14 protein-coding genes and 1 tRNA gene are annotated in these 14,517 nt (G+C 70.6%); 9 read left to right on the forward strand and 6 right to left on the reverse strand.

Annotated elements, in window-relative coordinates; translation table 11 throughout:
• Nucleotides 1–75 precede the first annotated feature (75 nt).
• Complete coding sequence (locus PRL19_RS02250; RefSeq protein ID WP_273743734.1) at nt 76–1,506, reverse strand: cobyric acid synthase; 1,431 nt, start codon at nt 1,504–1,506, stop codon at nt 76–78.
• Nucleotides 1,507–1,578: 72 nt separating this feature from the next.
• Between PRL19_RS02250 and secG the strand changes: the two genes are divergently transcribed.
• From secG to PRL19_RS02265, 3 genes are all read left to right on the forward strand, one after another.
• The gene (gene secG, locus PRL19_RS02255) at nt 1,579–2,187 is read left to right on the forward strand and encodes a preprotein translocase subunit SecG (RefSeq protein ID WP_273743735.1); all 609 of its coding nucleotides are present in this window, start codon (nt 1,579–1,581) and stop codon (nt 2,185–2,187) included.
• Nucleotides 2,188–2,335: 148 nt separating this feature from the next.
• Nucleotides 2,336–3,979 (forward strand): CTP synthase, encoded by a 1,644-nt coding sequence (locus PRL19_RS02260; protein WP_273743736.1) that lies wholly within the window; start codon nt 2,336–2,338, stop codon nt 3,977–3,979.
• The gene (locus PRL19_RS02265) at nt 3,868–4,563 is read left to right on the forward strand and encodes an MrcB family domain-containing protein (RefSeq protein WP_420704405.1); all 696 of its coding nucleotides are present in this window, start codon (nt 3,868–3,870) and stop codon (nt 4,561–4,563) included. The genes PRL19_RS02260 and PRL19_RS02265 overlap by 112 nt, the downstream gene beginning before the upstream one ends.
• On the opposite strand, the gene PRL19_RS02270 is transcribed toward PRL19_RS02265, so the two are convergent.
• Nucleotides 4,560–4,991 carry an Lrp/AsnC family transcriptional regulator gene (locus PRL19_RS02270; RefSeq protein WP_045983293.1) on the reverse strand — a complete coding sequence of 144 codons (432 nt, stop codon included), beginning with the start codon at nt 4,989–4,991 and terminating at the stop codon, nt 4,560–4,562. The two genes, PRL19_RS02265 and PRL19_RS02270, sit on opposite strands and share 4 nt — an antisense overlap.
• 115 nt (nt 4,992–5,106) lie before the next feature.
• Here PRL19_RS02270 and PRL19_RS02275 point away from each other — a divergent pair, with 115 nt between their 5' ends.
• Both PRL19_RS02275 and PRL19_RS02280 read left to right on the forward strand, forming a co-directional pair.
• Nucleotides 5,107–6,168 carry an ornithine cyclodeaminase gene (locus PRL19_RS02275; RefSeq protein WP_273743738.1) on the forward strand — a complete coding sequence of 354 codons (1,062 nt, stop codon included), beginning with the start codon at nt 5,107–5,109 and terminating at the stop codon, nt 6,166–6,168.
• A gap of 62 nt (nt 6,169–6,230) precedes the next feature.
• Nucleotides 6,231–7,664 (forward strand): alkaline phosphatase D family protein, encoded by a 1,434-nt coding sequence (locus PRL19_RS02280; protein WP_273743739.1) that lies wholly within the window; start codon nt 6,231–6,233, stop codon nt 7,662–7,664.
• Between the two features lie 45 nt (nt 7,665–7,709).
• On the opposite strand, the gene PRL19_RS02285 is transcribed toward PRL19_RS02280, so the two are convergent.
• The 4 genes from PRL19_RS02285 to PRL19_RS02300 all read right to left on the reverse strand — a co-directional run bounded on the left by PRL19_RS02285 (nt 7,710) and on the right by PRL19_RS02300 (nt 11,743).
• Nucleotides 7,710–7,785: transfer RNA gene (locus PRL19_RS02285), tRNA-Thr, on the reverse strand.
• A 78-nt stretch (nt 7,786–7,863) separates the two neighbouring features.
• Nucleotides 7,864–9,585 carry a heme biosynthesis HemY N-terminal domain-containing protein gene (locus PRL19_RS02290; RefSeq protein ID WP_045983296.1) on the reverse strand — a complete coding sequence of 574 codons (1,722 nt, stop codon included), beginning with the start codon at nt 9,583–9,585 and terminating at the stop codon, nt 7,864–7,866.
• 10 nt (nt 9,586–9,595) lie between these two features.
• The gene (locus PRL19_RS02295) at nt 9,596–10,981 is read right to left on the reverse strand and encodes a hypothetical protein (protein ID WP_273743740.1); all 1,386 of its coding nucleotides are present in this window, start codon (nt 10,979–10,981) and stop codon (nt 9,596–9,598) included.
• Between the two features lie 99 nt (nt 10,982–11,080).
• Complete coding sequence (locus PRL19_RS02300; RefSeq protein WP_273743741.1) at nt 11,081–11,743, reverse strand: uroporphyrinogen-III synthase; 663 nt, start codon at nt 11,741–11,743, stop codon at nt 11,081–11,083.
• 66 nt (nt 11,744–11,809) lie between these two features.
• Here PRL19_RS02300 and tsaD point away from each other — a divergent pair, with 66 nt between their 5' ends.
• Genes tsaD through PRL19_RS02320 form a run of 4 tightly spaced genes read left to right on the forward strand, consistent with a single transcriptional unit; the run spans nt 11,810 to nt 14,503 of the window.
• A complete protein-coding gene (tsaD, locus tag PRL19_RS02305) occupies nt 11,810–12,877 on the forward strand; it encodes a tRNA (adenosine(37)-N6)-threonylcarbamoyltransferase complex transferase subunit TsaD (protein ID WP_273743742.1) in 1,068 nt (355 codons plus the stop codon).
• A complete protein-coding gene (locus tag PRL19_RS02310) occupies nt 12,874–13,812 on the forward strand; it encodes an NAD(P)H-dependent glycerol-3-phosphate dehydrogenase (protein ID WP_273743743.1) in 939 nt (312 codons plus the stop codon). The genes tsaD and PRL19_RS02310 overlap by 4 nt, the downstream gene beginning before the upstream one ends.
• Entirely contained in the window at nt 13,812–14,084 is a 273-nt protein-coding gene (locus PRL19_RS02315) for a YciI family protein (protein ID WP_045983301.1), read from the forward strand. Before PRL19_RS02310 ends, PRL19_RS02315 begins: the two co-directional genes overlap by 1 nt.
• Entirely contained in the window at nt 14,084–14,503 is a 420-nt protein-coding gene (locus PRL19_RS02320; protein ID WP_273743744.1) for an EVE domain-containing protein, read from the forward strand. The genes PRL19_RS02315 and PRL19_RS02320 overlap by 1 nt, the downstream gene beginning before the upstream one ends.
• The last annotated feature ends 14 nt before the right edge of the window (nt 14,504–14,517 follow it).

Consider the following 14,517-nt stretch of genomic DNA (forward strand, 5'->3'; position numbering starts at 1 on the left):
ACCCGGTTTCGTCCAGCGCCACGCGGTCACATCTGCTGCACCCTGCGCGCATGGCGGGGGCGCCCGCATCGGGGATCAGCGCGCGACGGCCAGCAGGGCCGCCACGTCCAGATGCGCCTCCAGGTGATCCGCCAGATCGTCCAGCGCGGCATCCACCCCGGCCTCGAACCCCGGACGCGAGGCGGCACCAAGCCGGGCCAGGAAGGCCGCGCGGAACGCGTCGTCGGAAAACAGCCCGTGCAGATAGCTGCCCGTCACGCGGCCATCCGCGCTGATGGCCCCGTCGGGGTCGGGGACATGGGCAAAGGGGCGTGCGCAGTCCGGGCCGTCGGTGCGGCCCATGTGGATCTCGTATCCCGACACGGGCTGGCCCAGGGCGGTGCCGGTCACGCGGGTCAGCCGCTTGTCGGGGGCCATGACGGTGGTCACGTCCAAAAGGCCCAGCCCCACCACCTGCCCTGCCACCCCGTCCGCGCCCGACGGATCGTCGATCATCCGGCCCAGCATCTGATAGCCACCGCAGATGCCCAGCACATGCCCGCCGCGCCGGTGATGCGCGGCCAGGTCGATGTCCCAGCCCTGCGCCCGCAGGAAGGCCAGATCGCCAAGCGTCGATTTCGTGCCCGGCACGATCACCAGACCGGCGTCGCCGGGGATCGCCTGTCCCGGCGCCAGCATGGTCAGGCGCAGGCCGGGTTCCGCCGCCAGCGGGTCCAGGTCGTCGAAATTGGCGATGCGCGACAGGGTCAGGCAGACGACATGCAGTCCCGTCCCGCCACTGGCGCGCAGATCGACCGCATCCTCCGCCGGAAGGCGGTGCGCGTCCGCGAACCACGGCACGACACCGAAGCCGCGCCAGCCGGTGCGCGCCTCGATCATGCGGTAGCCGTCGTCGAACAGGCGCGGGTCGCCGCGGAACTTGTTGACCAGGAAGCCCTGGATCATCGCGGCGTCGCCAGCGTCGATCACGGCCTGGGTGCCGACGATCTGGGCGATGACCCCACCGCGGTCGATGTCGCCCGCCAGCACGACGGGCACCCCCGCCGCGCGGGCGAAGCCCATGTTGGCGATGTCGCGGGGGCGCAGGTTGACCTCGGCGGGGCTGCCCGCCCCCTCGACGATCACCAGGTCATGGGCGGCCGACAGGCGGGCAAAGCTGTCAAGAACCCCGCCCAGCAGGCGAGGCTTCAGCCCCTGGTAATCGCGTGCCTCGGCCCGGCCGATGGCGCGGCCCTGCAGGATCACCTGCGCGCCGCGGTCGGTCTCGGGCTTCAGCAGGACCGGGTTCATGTCGGTATGCGGCTCCAGCCCGCAGGCGCGGGCCTGCAGGGCCTGGGCGCGGCCGATCTCTCCGCCGTCGGCGGTGACGGCGGCATTGTTGGACATGTTCTGCGGCTTGAAGGGCGCCACGGACAGGCCGCGGCGGGTCGCGGCGCGGCACAGGCCCGCCACCAGCATCGACTTGCCGACATTCGAGCCGGTGCCCTGGATCATCACCGCAACCATCGGACACTCTTGCTTGCCATCACCCTGACAGGTGACTAGATAGGCGCGTCCGCAAATGAAAGGCCGAAAGCCGTGGAAAACGTCATCCTGACCGTCCATCTGATCCTGGCAGTGATGCTGGCCGGGGTCGTCCTGCTGCAGCGTTCCGAAGGGGGCGGGCTGGGCATGGGCGGCGGTGGCGGTGCCGGTGGCGGCGTCATGTCGGGCCGCCAGGCGGCCAACGTGCTGACCCGGGTGACGTGGATCCTGGGCGTGGCGATCTTCGCGACCTCGATCGCGCTGACGATCCTGGCGGCGCGCCAGGCCAACAACAGCTCGATCATGGACCAGTTCGGCGGCCAGGCCCCGACCGAGGCACCGGCGACCGGACTGCCGGGTCTGCCGGCCTATACCCCGCCGCCCTCGACCGCGGGCAACCCGCTGACCCCGCCCAGCCCCGATGCGGCGACCGACGCCCCGGCGACCGAGACCCCCGCGGCGGACGCCCCGGTGACAGACGCGGCCGTGACCCCGGCCCCCGCGGCCCAGACCCCGGCAGAGGCCCCCGCGACGGCACCCGCCGACGCGCTGACCCCGCCCGCCCCCGACGCCCCGGCACCCGCCGCTGCGGCCCCGGCGGCGGCGCCCGACGCCGCGGCGGAACCCGCCACGCCGGACACCGCGCCCGCACCGGCGAACTGACGACAGACACCACTGCGGGGGGCGCCAGGCGCCCCCCTTCCACTTGCGGTCCGTTGCGGCCACGGGGCGAATCGGTTATTTCGTGGGTCCCGTGATCGTCGTCATTCGGACGGCCCGCTAAGACAGAATTGCACATCACGGGGGCCTCATGGCGCGTTACATCTTCATCACCGGCGGCGTCGTATCCTCGCTTGGCAAGGGGCTGGCTTCGGCGGCGTTGGGGGCGCTGCTGCAGGCGCGGGGGTTCACCGTCCGGCTGCGCAAGCTGGACCCGTATCTGAACGTCGACCCCGGCACGATGAGCCCGTTCGAGCATGGCGAGGTCTTCGTCACCGATGACGGGGCCGAGACCGACCTGGACCTGGGCCATTACGAACGATTCACCGGCGTCGCCGCGCGCCGCACCGACAGCATCAGCAGCGGGCGCGTCTATTCCAACGTGCTGGAGAAGGAACGCCGGGGCGAATACCTGGGCAAGACCATCCAGGTGATCCCGCATGTAACCAACGAGATCAAGGACTTCCTTGCGATCGGCGACGACGAGGTCGACTTCATGCTGTGCGAGATCGGCGGCACGGTCGGCGACATCGAGGGCCTGCCCTTCTTCGAGGCGATCCGCCAGTTCATCCACGAGCGGCCGCGCGGCGAATGCATCCTGATGCACCTGACCCTGCTGCCCTATCTGGCCGCCAGCGGAGAGCTGAAGACCAAGCCGACCCAGCACAGCGTCAAGGAGCTGCAGTCCATCGGCCTGGCCCCCGACGTGCTGGTCTGCCGCTCGGAACACCCGATCCCGGAAAAGGAACGCGCCAAGATCGCGCTGTTCTGCAACGTGCGTCCCGATGCGGTCATCCCGGCCTATGACCTCAAGACCATCTATCAGGCGCCCCTGGCCTATCATCGCGCGGGTCTGGACCGCGCCGTGCTGGACGCCTTCCAGATCAGCCCCGCGCCGCGCCCCGACCTGTCGCGGTGGGAAGACGTGATGGACCGGCTGGAGCATGCCGAGGGGCAGGTGAACATTGCCATCGTCGGCAAGTACACCCAGCTGGAGGACGCCTACAAATCCATCGCCGAGGCGCTGACCCATGGCGGCATGGCCAACAAGGTCCGCGTCAAGGCCGACTGGGTCGACAGCGAGAAGCTGGAGGGCGAGGGCGCGCATCTTCTGGACGGTTATCACGGCATCATCGTGCCCGGCGGCTTCGGCGAACGCGGGACTGAGGGGATGGTCGCTGCCGCCCGCTATGCCCGCGAGAAGAAGGTGCCCTATCTGGGCATCTGCCTTGGGATGCAGATGGCCGTGATCGAGGCCGCGCGGAACCTGGCCGACATGCCCGACGCGGGTTCCGAGGAGTTCGACCACGAGGCCGGGCAGACGCGGTTCACCCCGGTCGTCTATCATCTCAAGGAATGGGTGCAGGGGAACTATACCGTCAGCCGCAAGGTCGGCGATGACAAGGGCGGCACCATGCGCCTCGGCTCCTATACCGCTGTCCTGTCCCAGGGGTCGCGGATTTCGGACGTCTATGGCGGCGCCACCGAGATCGAGGATCGCCACCGTCATCGCTATGAGGTCGACGCGACCTATCGCACGCAGCTGGAGGCCGCGGGCCTGCGCTTTTCGGGCATGTCGCCCGACGGCAAGCTGCCCGAGGTCGTGGAATATGCCGACCACCCGTGGTTCATCGGCGTGCAGTCCCACCCCGAGCTGAAATCCAAGCCCTTCGAACCCGCGCCCCTGTTCGCAGGCTTCGTCCGCGCGGCGATGGAGGAAGGGCGGCTGGTCTGACCGCGCCCGCGCCCGACCCGGACCGGCTTGCCGCCGCGCTGTCCCTGACGGCGCGGCGGTATGCGTTCGCGCGGGCCGAACCGGTGGCTGGGCATCCGCTGGCCGGGTTCTTTCGCCGCGACGTGGCGGCGCTGGCGCGGGCGGCGGTGGCCCGGCGTCCCGAACGCCTGCTGGTGCGGGCCAGCACCGGTGCGCCGGGTTGGGCGGCGGTGCCTTGGGTCGCGTGGTTCGCGCCGCATGTGACTCGCAGCATGCGCCACGGGCTTTACGTCGCCTGCTTCGTGAACGCCCCGGACGAACGGATCGTGCTGTCGCTGCAGCATGGCGCGGCGGACGCGCTGCGCGAGCATGGCCACGACGCGGGCCTGCGCCATCTGCGCGACCGGGCGGCACGCACGCGGGACGGCCTGCCGGGACATGGCTTTGACACGAGGCCCATCGCATTGGGGTCGGACGCGACGCTGCCGCAGGGCTATCAGGCGGGCTGCGTCCTGTCGCGCAGTTGGGATGCGGCTGCGCCCGATCCGGAGGGGTTCGACAGGGCGCTGATACGGATGCTGGACCTGTATCGCGCGCTGGTCTAGCGGGTGCCTGCGCGGCGGGTGGACAGGATCAGGTTCGTCTCGGACGTCATGACCCCGTCCAGGTCGCGGATGCGGCGCAGGACGTCGTCCAGTTCCGACAGCGACCCCGCCGCCAGGTCCACGATCAGATCCCACCGCCCGTTCGTCGAATGCACCGCCGTCACCTGCGCCATCGCGGTCAGGCGGGCCATGATGCGGTCTGCGCCCCGCCCCTCAATCCCGATCAGCATCAGGCCGCGGACCGGCGCATCCTGCGCATCGGCGCGGGTGATGGCGGTGAAGCCCAGGATCTCCTGCCGCTCCAGCAGCCGGGCCAGGCGCAGGCGGACGGTCGCGCGGCTGACACCCAGCCTGTCCGCCAGGTGCAGCACAGAAGCGCGCCCGTCGCGGCGCAGCTGCGCAATCAGCGCCTGATCCAGGTCGTCCATAATGGTACCATTCCCCGCCAATATGGGCAATGATCCCGCCATTCCTGCTGCCTGTCCAGTTGAAACCGACCCATATCGCGCATCATCATGGACGAAACCCTGCAGGAGAAGACCGATGACCCCGCCCTCGCGCCAGGCGCTTGTTCCCTTTGTCAGCGTCGATCACATGATGCAGCTGGTCCATCACGTGGGCATCGAGCCGCTGCTGGTCGAACTGGCCGACGCGATCGAGGCCGACTTCCGCCGCTGGCCCGATTTCGACAAGACCCCCCGCGTCGCCAGCCATTCCGACATCGGCGTGATCGAGTTGATGCCGACATCCGACGGACAGCATTACGGGTTCAAATACGTGAACGGCCATCCCGGCAACATGCGCCAGGGGCTGCAGACGGTCACGGCCTTTGGCGTGCTGGCCGATGTCGCAACCGGCTATCCGCTGCTGCTGTCCGAGATGACCATCCTGACCGCGCTGCGCACCGCCGCGACCAGCGCCATGGCCGCCCGCTGGCTGGCCCCGCGAGATTCGCGGGTGATGGCAATGATCGGGAACGGCGCGCAGGCCGAGTTCCAGGCCCTGGCCTTCAAGGCGATCTGCGGCATCACCGAGCTGCGCCTCTACGACATCGATCCTGCCGCCACCGCGAAATGCGTGGCGAACCTGGCCGGGCGCGGCCTGCGCGTCGTCCCCTGTGCCAGTGCCGAGGAGGCGATCCTGGGCGCGCAGATCGTGACGACCTGCACCGCGGACAAGCAATATGCGACCATCCTGTCGGACAACATGGTGGGCGCGGGCGTGCATCTGAACGCGGTCGGCGGCGATTGCCCCGGCAAGACCGAGCTGCACCGCGACATCCTGCTGCGCGCGGGCATCTTTGTCGAATACCCGCCCCAGACACGCGTCGAGGGAGAGATCCAGCAGCTGGACCCCGACCATCCCGTGACCGAACTGTGGCAGGTCATCGCGGGCCACGTGCCCGGCCGCACCCACGCCGACCAGGTCACCCTGTTCGACAGCGTGGGATTCGCGATCGAGGATTTCAGCGCCCTGCGCCACATCCACAAGCGCCTGCAGGGCACGGGGCTGTTCCTGGACCTGGACATGATCGCCGATCCCGACGACCCGCGCGACCTGTTCGGTATGCTGTGTCGCGCAGCACCCCGGCAGGACGCCGCCTGATGTGATCGCCTGCGGCACGATCGCGAATTGCGAAGCCGCAGGTTCCGCCTTAGCTGATCGGCATGTCCATCCAGATCAACCGCCCCATCGGCCCGATCCTGCTGCTTGACGACGTCGCCCTGGGGCGGATGTCGCTGTCGGCCCTGTTCATCATGCCGGGCGATCAGTCCCCGGCCCCGGTCGCCGCGCCCTCAGGTCCGGTCGCGCCTGTGGCGCTGGCCCGCTATGACGGCGCCACCGTCTGGCGGGCGCGATTCGCGCTGCCTGCGGACCGGGCCTCGACCTATGACTGGGATGGCCAGCGGTTCGAGGTCGCGAGCGATCTGACCGGGGATCTGCGGCTGGCCTATGTCTCGTGCAACGGCGAGGAGGTCGGCGACATGGACCGCGAGGGGTCCGAGCGCAACGCCATGTGGGCGCGCCTGCGCGACGACCACCGCCGCGCGCCCTTCGCGCTGCTGCTGCATGGTGGCGATCAGGTCTATGCCGACGAGGTCACCGAGGGCCACCCGCTCAGCGACGACTGGCCCGACCGCGTGCCCGACAGCCCGTCGCCCCAGGCGCTGGACGGGCTGCGCGCGCATCTGCGCCAGCGGTTCTTCGACCGCTATGCCGCGCTTTATGGTGCCCCCGAGCTGGCCTGGCTTGCCGCGCGGGTGCCGTCGCTGATGCAGTGGGACGATCACGACATCTGCGACGGGTGGGGCTCGCTTCCCCGGTCGCGCACCGAATCGGCGGTGGGACAGGCGCTGTTCGCCGCCGCGCGAGACAGCTTCCTTCTGTTCCAGCACGGCACCGTGGCGGGCGATCTGCCCGCCCGCTTCGCCGACCCGCAGGGCGGGCATCTGGGATGGGTGATCAACGCGCCCGGCCTGCGGCTGCTGGCGCCCGACATGCGGTCCGAACGCACGCGGCGCGACATCATGGGGCCGGGCGGCTGGCAGATGATGGACGCGGAGGCGCGTCGCCAGACGCAGGGCCGCACCATGCTGATGTCCAGCGTGCCGTTGCTGGGGCCCCGCATGTCGATCCTGGAATCGCTGATGGTGGCCATTCCGCGGATGCAGAAATACGAGGACGACCTGCGCGACCAGTGGCAAAGCCGCACCCATCGCGACGAATGGCGCCGCATCCTGCGCCTGGTGCGCGACATGGCGCGCCGCGACGGCCATGACGTGACCGCCCTGTCGGGCGAGATCCACCTGGCCACACGGGCCGAGATGGACCTGGGCGGCGGGCTGCACCTGCATCAGCTGGTGGCCTCGGGCATCGCGCATCGCGCGCCGCCAAAGGGCTGGGCCCGGTTTCTGGGCGCATTGGCCTGGCTGGGAGAGGACCCGCTGCCGGACCATCCGATCCGCATCCGGCCCCTGCCCGGACAGCGCCACCGCTACATCGCGCAGCGCAACTTCCTGGTGCTGGACCGCCGCAAGGGCGCATGGCAGGCGGCCTGGGACCTGGAGGACAGCGGGCGCACCCCTGCCCTGCCGCTCTAGAACGACAAAGGCCGCCCGATGGGGCGGCCTTTGACTGTCGGACCATGGTGCCGCAGAAGGGACTCGAACCCCCGACCCCATCATTACGAATGATGTGCTCTACCAGCTGAGCTACTGCGGCATTCTGGTCATGGCGCGCGGATAGCATCTTCGCGCCATGACGAAAAGGGGTCAGCTGCGAAAAATTCGCATCACCGGGTCAGCGCCGTGCGCGGGTGTCCGTCCAGTCCGCCGCATCCGTCGGTTCGACATCGGGGCGGACCATGACCGGTTCCGCGGCCGGGGTGGCAGCCTGCTCCGGTTCGGGCAGCGGCGCGGGCTGTGGCATGGGCTCCGGCTCGGTGACCAGCACGGGCTCCGGCGTGGTCACGGTCGAGGACGGCTCGTCGATGACCCGATAGTCGCTTTCGCGCGGGACCATGCCGGGGGCGACGACCGCCTGCTCGACCCGACGCGGGGCGGGCTTGCCTTCGGGCTCTGCCGGGCCGGGCGGGTGCGGCTGCACGGGTTCGGTCAGGTCCGGCACGTCATCCGCGGGCTTGGGCGCACCGACCAGCAGCGGCAGCATCTCGGCCCCGGTGGCCGAGGTCGTGCTGTGCCGCGTCTCGGGTTCGCGCCAGGTCAGCGTGTCAAAGCCGCCACAGCTGTCGCAGACCGGGGCCCAGGCCTGCATGACGTTGTGGCACTTGTCGCAGCACCACTGGGGTCCACGCGATGCCGACAGGGCACGGGTCAGCCAGCCACGCACGACGCTGTCATCGGCACCCTCGCCGCGTTCGACGGCAGCCATGATCGACAGGGTCCGCACCGTCGGGTGCTTTTCCGCCAGATCGCCCAAGGCGCGGCGCGCGCCGGGAAAGTCCTCTGCGGCCAGCAGCAGTTCGGCCTTCAGCAGGCGGGTTTCCTCGTGATCGGCGTTCTTCTTGATCAGCGCGTCAAAGCGGCGCAGGCGGGCGGCCGGGGTCTCGTCCGGAACGATCTCGGCATAGGCGGCCGCGACGTCGGGATGCGGACGCACCGACCAAGTCTTCTCCAGAATCCGCGAGGCGTTGCGGTAATCCTTTTGCGCGACATAGCTGCGCGCGGCCAGAACGGCGGCGGGGACCAGGTCCGGCGACGCCTTGGCGGCCGAGATTGCCGCCTCGCGCGCGCTGATGGAATTGCCGTGCGCCAGCACGTCGCTGGCCTCCTGCAGGGCCAGGACGGCATCGCGGCGCAGTGCCACGTCCTTGGGCAGGTCGCCCTGCGTGCGCTTGTCCTTCAGGGTCTGGCGGGCACCTTTCCAGTCCTGTTCCCGGGTCTGCAGGTCCAGCAGGGTGTCCTGAACCTCCTTGTGGCGCGGCTTCAAAGCATAGGCCTTCTGCGCCAGCAGCAGCGCCTTGTGGGTGTCACCCTCCGCCAGCTTCTGGCGCATCAGCCCGCGGATGCCCACAAAGCGGGTGCGGTCGTCGTCCAGCAGCGTGCGATAGATGCCGATGGCCTTGCCGGTGTCGCCCGACGTCTCGGCCGCCTGCGCGGCCAGAAGGTTCGTCAGATGCGGCTGGTTCAGGTACTTCGCGGCCTTCGCGGCCTTGTCCTGTGCCAGCTTCCCCTCGCCCGAGGCGACGGCCAGCATGCCCTCGCCAAAGGCGGCATAGCCCTTGCGCTCGCGCGAGCGGGCGAAATGGCGGTTGATGGCGGTCTCGTCGCCCACCAGGAACCGCAGGACGGCCAGTGCCAGCCCCAGCAGCTTGAAGATCAGCCAGGCGGCGATCATCAGCACGAACAGCGCCACCAGCGCCTTCAGCGGCGACAAAGCATATTCGATGCCGCCATATTCGATGCGCAGCACCTGTCCGGTTTCGGACAGTTGGACCGCCCCCAGGGCCAAGGCCAGGACGACGGCAAAGAAGAACAGGATTTTCAGCAGTGACAACAGCATCGGGCGGCCCTCAGTTCGTGCCCGAGGACAGGTCGGACAATGCCGCCCGTGCCTGGGAATAGGCGGTTGCGCGGGACAGCCAATCGGCCATCGCGGGAGCTGCCGTGGCGGGCTCCGGCAGGGCCTGCATCTGCGTCAGCGCGGCGTCGATCCGGCCCGCCTGCACGTCGGCATCGGCCCGCGACAGGATCGCGTCGGCATCGTCGCCCTCGCGCGGCTCGACCGACCGGGCGCCCGTCTGGGCGCGCAGGAAGTTGGTCAGCAGGTTCCCCTCGCCGCTGGCGCTGGTGTCGCGCAGGCTGGCGCGCAGCGCGGCACGCGCGGCCTCGGGGAAATCGGCCTGCAGTTCGGTCAGGCTGGGCACCTGCGCCTGCAGCGCTTCGGGCGTGTCCAACCCCGCACCTTCCAACGCTTCGCGGGCCTGGTCGGGCGTCACGCCCGCGTCCAGCGCGGTCTGCAGCGCGGCGATGGCGGCCACGGCCTCGGCCCGGCGGGTGCTTTCGGTGGCGGCACTCTGCAGCTCCTCGGCCTGGGCGCGGGTCTGGTCCAAGCTGGATTGCGCCTCGGCGGCGGCTGCCTCGATCTGCTGCTGCAATTCGGCCGCGGCCTCGGGGTCGACGGCCGGGCGGGCCGCCAATTCGTCTAGGCGGGCCTGCTGTTGGTCCAGACGGTCGCGCAGGGCGGCAAGCTCCTCCGTGCCGGCAGCCGGCGTCGCGTCGCCATCGGCCTGCGGGGCATCCGATTCGGCGGTGGGCTGACCAAGGGCCGCGACCTGCTCCTCCAGCGCCTCGATCCGGGGCATCAGATCGTCGGGCACATCACCGGCAGCCGGGGCCGCGGCGATCGCCTGTTCGGCGGCCTCGCGTCCGGCCTGCGAGGCTGCGTCGATCATCGCCTGATCGTCACCCTGCTGCGCCATCGGCGCGGCAGGCACCCAACCCGCGGGCAGATGCGGCAGCGCATAGATCGTGGCGGCGGACCCCAACCCTGCCGCGACGACGCCACCCAGGACCACGGGCCAGAAGCCGTTCTTGCGCACCGGCGCCGCCGCTTTCGCGCGCGTCGTATGCGGGGGCACGGTGTCGGTCTTGGGCAGATCGGATTTGGGCTGATCGGATGTCGGGGCGAAGGGGGTGTCCTTCGGCGCAGCTTTTGCACGCGTGCCGGGCGCGGGCTTCTTCTCCGCCGCGGGCATGGTGTCGGTGCCGTCGCCCACCAGGGCCGACGACGCGGGACGAACCTCTCCGGGCTGGCCCGCCTGCGCGGGGGTGCCTGCGCCGACGGGCGCGTGGTCGATCACGCCGACATGGGCAGGGATCTTGCGGATCTCGGGTCCGGTAGTGGATTCGTTGGCCGGGGACTTGTCCCCGCTGATGGTGTCTTTCGGTGTCTTCACGTCCCTGTCCCCGTCTTGTGCCCGTATGGATGGCGGTCGCGCGGCACATGCGCCGGCCGCAGCCTAATCAGCGCGGGCTGAACGCTCAACCCGCCCATCTCAGCTTTGTTCCGCCGCCAGCATCGCGCGGATTGCCGCATCCATCGCCCGCCCCGACGGCTGGTCGGCGACCGCCCGGCGCGCGGCGGGCGCGGTCCAGGCCGCAGCCGCGGCATCGCTGATCGCGACCAGCCACAGGGGCGCCCGCGCCCCCGCCGCCATCCCCGCCAGAAGCCGCGCCGATCGCGGCGAATAGACCGGCACCACCACCGGGCGCGCGCCCATCAGCGCCGCGCGGGCGCGGGCCGTCAGGGGCTGGGGCCGCTGGTCATAGACGACGATTCCCGGCACGGCCAGCCGCTGTGCCAGGTGCCGCCCGTGCGGATGGACCAACGGAACCGGGCTGGCCGCGATCAGGGGCGCCAGGCTGTCGGCGGTGCCCGCCCCCTGGATCACCGCGAATCCCGCGTCGCGCGCCACCTGGCCCGTGCGTTCACCGACGCAGATCGCGGGCCGGCCGCGCCCGGGCCCCGCGGACGCCACCGCATGGGCCGAAGTGAAGACCAGACCCGGCGCCCGTGCCAGGGCCGCGCCGTCATGGTCCACCGGCACGATCTGCAGGATCGGCGCCACGATGACATCCGCGCCGATCCGCGCGGCGGTACGCTCGGAATCGTCGCCGGGGCGGGTCATCAGCAGGATCGGGCGGGGCGCGGGCGGCATTGGCATCCTGTCGGGCGGGTGTTACGCCCCTGTGGGTACGCGTCCCCCCTCATCCGGGCAAGAGCCATGACCGAGACGATCTTTCTGGGCATCGAGAGCAGCTGCGACGACACCGCCGCCGCGGTGGTCACCGGCGACCGGCGCATCCTGTCCAGCGTGGTCAGCAGCCAGTCCGACCTGCATGCCGATTTCGGCGGCGTCGTGCCCGAGATCGCGGCCCGCGCCCATGCCGAACGCCTGGACCTGGTCGTCGAACAGGCGCTGGCTGATGCCGGGCTGGGTCTGGACGCGCTGACGGGCGTCGCGGTCACCGCCGGGCCAGGACTGATCGGCGGCGTGATGGCGGGCGTGATGTGCGCCAAGGGCATCGCCGCGGGCACCGGCCTGCCGCTGGTGGGGGTGAACCACCTGGCAGGCCACGCCCTGACCCCGCGTCTGACCGACGGGATCGACTATTCCTATCTGATGCTGCTGGTGTCGGGCGGGCATTGCCAGTTCCTGCGCGTGGACGGGCCGGACGCCTTCACCCGCCTTGGCGGCACCATCGACGACGCGCCCGGAGAGGCCTTTGACAAAGTCGCGAAACTGCTGGCCCTGCCGCAGCCCGGCGGCCCGCATGTCGAGGCCGAGGCGGCAGGCGGCGACGCCCATCGCATCTCCCTGCCCCGCCCGCTGCTGGACCGCCCCGGCTGCGACATGAGCTTTTCGGGGCTGAAGACCGCTGTGCTGCGCGCCCGCGACACGCTGATCGCGGATCAGGGAGGCCTGCGCGCCGCCGACCGGCGCGACCTGTGCGCGGCCTTCCAGTCGGCCGTCGCCGATGTGCTGGCGGAAAAGTCGCGCCGCGCGCTGGCGCTGTCGCCGGTGCCGGTGCTGGCCGTCGCCGGGGGTGTCGCCGCGAACGGCGAGATTCGCGCGGCGTTGGAACACGTCGCGGCACGCGCCGGCGCGCGTTTCCTGGCCCCGCCCCTGCGCCTGTGCACCGACAACGGCGCGATGATCGCATGGGCCGGGATCGAGCGGTTCCGCATGGGTCAGCGCGACGACATGACGCTGTCGGCGCGCCCGCGCTGGCCGCTGGATCAGGGCGCCGCGCCCATGCTGGGCAGCGGCAAGCGGGGGGCCAAGGCATGATCGGCATTCTGGGCGCGGGCGCCTTCGGCACGGCGCTGGCCGTGGCGCTGACCGCCAACGGGCCGGTGACCCTGTGGGGCCGCCGCATCGACTGGCAGGGGGAAAACCCGCGTCTGCCCGGCGTCGCGATGCCCGATGCGGTGACCGTGACGCAGGACCTGGACGCCGCGCTGGCCTGCGACACGATCCTGCTGGCGCTGCCCGCGCAGGCCCTGGGGGCGTTCCTGGACGAACAGGGCCCGCGCCTGGCGGGCAAGGCGCTGGTCAGCACCGCCAAGGGGATCGACCTGCAGCATCTGACCGGACCGTCGGCGCTGATCGCGCAGGCGGCGCCCGATGCGGTGGTGGCGGTCCTGACCGGGCCTTCCTTCGCCGCCGACATCGCGCGTGGGTTGCCCACGGCGCTGACGCTGGCCTGTGCGGACGGAGCCGCGGCGCAGGTGCTGCAGGACCGCCTGTCGACGCCGGTCCTGCGGCTTTACCGCACGACGGACGTGACCGGGGCCGAACTGGGCGGCGCGTTGAAGAACGTGATCGCCATCGCCGCGGGCACGGTGATCGGCGCGGGCCTGGGCGACAGCGCGCGCGCCGCCATCATCACCCGCGGCTTTGCCGAGATGACGCGGCTGGCCATCCATCTGGGCGCGCGGCCCGAGACGCTGACCGGGCTGTCCGGCCTGGGCGACCTGACGCTGACCTGCACCTCTGCGGGGTCGCGGAACTTCCGGTTCGGCTGTGCGATCGGGTCGGGATCGGCCTGGGACAGCGCCACCACCGTCGAGGGTGCCGCCACCGCCCGCGCCTTGGCGCTGATGGCGGCGCGCGACGGGCTGGACCTGCCCATCGCCGCGATGGTCGCCCGCCTTGCCGAGGGGCGCGTTTCGGTGGAAAAGGCCATGGACCACCTGCTGAGCCGACCCCTGAAGGAGGAATGATGCCCCTGTTCGCCGTGATCTGCCGGGACAAGCCCGGTGCGCTGCAAGTCCGCCTGGACACCCGCGACGCCCATCTGGCCCATATCCGCGACAGCGGCATCGTGGCGATGGCCGGTCCCCTGATGGAGGACGGGCAGATGTGCGGATCGCTGGTCGTCCTGGACACCGACGATCTGGACGCCGCGCAGGCCTGGGCCGCGGCCGATCCCTACAAGGCGGCGGGGCTGTTCGCCTCGGTCGACGTGATCGCCTGGAACAAGGTCATCGGCTGATGGCGCATTGGCTGTTCAAGTCCGAACCCGACGTTTTCGGCTGGGACGACCTGGTCGCCCGGGGCGACGCGGGGGAACAATGGGACGGGGTGCGCAACTATCAGGCGCGCAACAACATGCGCGCGATGCAGGTGGGCGAACTGGGCCTGTTCTATCATTCCAACATCGGCAAGGAGGCCGTGGGCATCGTCGAGGTGATCGCCCTCGCCCATCCCGACACCACCGCGTCCGACCCGAAATGGGAATGCGTGGACATCCGCGCGGTGCGCAAGCTGCCCCGCGCGATCAGCCTGGACGAGGCCAAGGCCGAACCCCGGCTGCGCGACATGGTGCTGGTGAACAATTCGCGCCTGTCCGTGCAGCCGGTCAGCGATGCGGAATGGACGGTGATCCTGGAACTGGCAGGCGACCGGGGCTGACGGCGTCGGTTGCG

Origin of the sequence: Paracoccus marcusii (genome assembly GCF_028621715.1) — a bacterium.
Lineage (GTDB): Bacteria > Pseudomonadota > Alphaproteobacteria > Rhodobacterales > Rhodobacteraceae > Paracoccus > Paracoccus marcusii.